The organism is uncultured Romboutsia sp. (assembly GCF_958366745.1).
In the GTDB taxonomy this organism is placed as follows: domain Bacteria; phylum Bacillota; class Clostridia; order Peptostreptococcales; family Peptostreptococcaceae; genus Romboutsia; species Romboutsia timonensis.
This window is the reverse complement of the sequence record NZ_CATXCO010000295.1, coordinates 1-2,534: the sequence shown is the minus strand read 5'-3', so window position 1 is coordinate 2,534 and position 2,534 is coordinate 1. Positions and strand designations below refer to the sequence as shown.

The window sequence follows — 2,534 nt, the reverse complement described above, 5'->3', positions numbered from 1 at the left end:
TGTAGATAAAAATATTTCTAATATATTAAATACTGCTTCATATATGTATTAAAGTTTTAATATAAAATCAAAATTAATGGTAGTTCCTACTTCTATAGCTTTTTATAAAAATGATTTACCAAACTTTTATATAAGCGATAATCAAAAAGATAGCTTAGATTATATAAACAATAATATTTCAAATAAGGATTATTTAAATTTTTATACACCTTATGATATCTTAAGTAAAAATAAGGATAAGTATATATATTACAATACCGATCATCATTGGACTCAATTAGGTGCTTATCTTTCTTATTTAGATATGTTTGATTATAAATATGATAATAAAATACTTTTTAATAATTATAATAAAGTCTCTAATGATTTTTATGGAACTTATTATTCTAAAGCTTTATTACCTATGATTAAAGGTGATTCAATATATTCATATAGTACTTTTAATAACTTTAAAATAGAAGTAGACTTTGATAAAACTTATAATACACTTTATGATAATGATAAGCTTAATGGTAAAAATAAATACCAATATTTCTTACATGGAGATCCAGCTTTTGCTATTATTTACGGAGATAAAAATAAATCTAATGAAGTTATAGTATTTAAAGACTCATATGCTCATAACCTCTTACCATTTTTAACTAATAACTATAGCAAGATTCATGTTGTTGATCCTAGATATTATAATATTGATTTAGAAGATTATTTAAATAAAAATCCTAATATTACTGAAGCTTTATTTATTAATAATATCCAGTCATTTAATTCTACTTTTTATAAATAACTAGGGCTGTAATTTATACAGCCCTTTAGTTATTTATATATTTAGTACTTCTTTAATTTTTTCAACAACACCATTTTCTGTATTTTTCTTGGCTCTAAATCTAGCTACTTTCTTTAAATCATCATGTGCATTTTCCATAGCATAACTATGATATGCACTTTCCATCATTTCTAAATCATTTAAATAATCTCCAAAAACCATAGTTTCTTCATGCTTTATATTTAATAATTCTTGAAGCTTATTTATAGCAAGACCTTTATTAACTCCCTTATCTGTTATATCTAACCATATTTGACCTGATACACTTACTTGTAATTTTTCCTTATAATCATTGTAATAAGTGTAGCTATTTTCTTCTGAACCTATAAAATCGCATATTGTAACTTTTAATATATCATCTTCAACTTTAGTTAAATCATTTACTATCTTATATTCTTCATAGTACTTCTCAACTTCTTTTATAAGTCTTTCATCTTTAGATTCAATATAGGCAGATTTTTTGCCACATAAAACTACATATGATTCTTTTATATCTCTACCAATTTTTATAAGTTCTATGGCAGTTTCTTTATCTAAAGCATTTAATAATAACTCTTCACCTTTATAAACTACAAAAGTTCCATTTTCAGCTATAAACATCATATCATCTTTTATCTTTTCAAATCGTTTTGCCAGGTTATAATACTGTCTTCCACTTGCCGCTGCAAATATTATATTTTGCTTTTTTAATTCTTGAAATACTTGATAAAATTCTTCATGTATTTCATCTTTATCATTTAGTAAAGTTCCGTCCATATCTGATGCTATTAATTTAATCATATTTTTCCCCCTAGTTTAGATTTAACTTAATTATAATATAAATTAATCTCCCATTGAATATTTTAAATTTAGTATTATTGTTATTTTATTAAACTTAATTATAGCTTTCAACTATTATTTTATATTAATTAAATGGTAACCTATTTATAGTATCCAAGTATTTTAATATATCGTCTCTCCCCTTCTTTTAAGCTAAGTGGATAGTCTAGTAGATCATAGGTATGTTGGCATATAAGGTAATCAATAAGATAATCACCTTCTAATATTACTTCACTTATTATCATATTATGATATGCATTATTATCGTATACAAGTTGAACTATATCTCCTATCTCAAGTTCATTATAATTTGCTAGCCTTGCATATATACCAAAATTTTGTGTATTCTCACTATTATTTCCTATTATATATTTATAAAATGGCTCTGCTGAAGTCCATGTTGGAGTTCTGCTATTATCACTATCCCAATACCATTTTTCTAATACATGTCTACCAGTATAATCCATAGGTATTTGACCACTTCTTAAACATTGAGATATAAAATTGGTACAATCTCCACCCCATAATTCATAATCCATATAAGCAGGATTTCTACCAAGAGCCCACCTTCTTGCATAACTTACAGCCGCCTCTCTATTGTATTCATAAAATACTGCCATATTTCTATCTCCCTTAAATTTAGATATCTATTATTTTTTCTATAATATAATTGCTTAAATAACTTCTATCTTCTTCAAATGAAATTTTAAATGTACTTAAATCTGATATAGATGGATCTAACTCATAACTTGAAAAACAAATGACTATACCATCCTTAGATATATAAAACGTAGGATTATCAGAAAATATTATATCTTTTAAATAGTCTAATACCATAATATATTTATCTATACTAAGCTCTCTTGATAATTCCTTTATCTTATTATCTATT

Annotated in this window: 4 protein-coding genes; 1 reads left to right on the top strand and 3 read right to left on the bottom strand. The window is 24.4% G+C overall.

The window, feature by feature from the left end:
- Positions 1–76 precede the first annotated feature (76 nt).
- Positions 77–784 carry a DHHW family protein gene (locus Q5F54_RS12945; protein ID WP_302334572.1) on the top strand — a complete coding sequence of 236 codons (708 nt, stop codon included), beginning with the start codon at positions 77–79 and terminating at the stop codon, positions 782–784.
- A gap of 33 nt (positions 785–817) precedes the next feature.
- Here the strand turns inward: Q5F54_RS12945 and Q5F54_RS12940 are convergent, their stop codons facing one another.
- The 3 genes from Q5F54_RS12940 to Q5F54_RS12930 all read right to left on the bottom strand — a co-directional run.
- On the bottom strand, positions 818–1,603 hold the full coding sequence (locus Q5F54_RS12940; protein WP_288523873.1) for an HAD family hydrolase: 786 nt from the start codon (positions 1,601–1,603) through the stop codon (positions 818–820).
- 140 nt (positions 1,604–1,743) lie between these two features.
- On the bottom strand, positions 1,744–2,262 hold the full coding sequence (locus Q5F54_RS12935) for an amidase domain-containing protein (protein WP_302334571.1): 519 nt from the start codon (positions 2,260–2,262) through the stop codon (positions 1,744–1,746).
- Between the two features lie 19 nt (positions 2,263–2,281).
- The coding region (locus Q5F54_RS12930; protein ID WP_302334570.1) for a DUF3298 domain-containing protein at positions 2,282–2,534 on the bottom strand (253 nt) is incomplete at its 5' end.

What these genes read in the sequence shown, in the direction of transcription:
- Q5F54_RS12945 (WP_302334572.1), top strand. Translation starts at nt 77, where the DNA reads ATGGTAGTTCCTACTTCTATAGCTTTTTATAAAAATGATTTACCAAAC.
- Q5F54_RS12940 (WP_288523873.1), bottom strand. Translation starts at nt 1,603, where the DNA reads ATGATTAAATTAATAGCATCAGATATGGACGGAACTTTACTAAATGAT.
- Q5F54_RS12935 (WP_302334571.1), bottom strand. Translation starts at nt 2,262, where the DNA reads ATGGCAGTATTTTATGAATACAATAGAGAGGCGGCTGTAAGTTATGCA.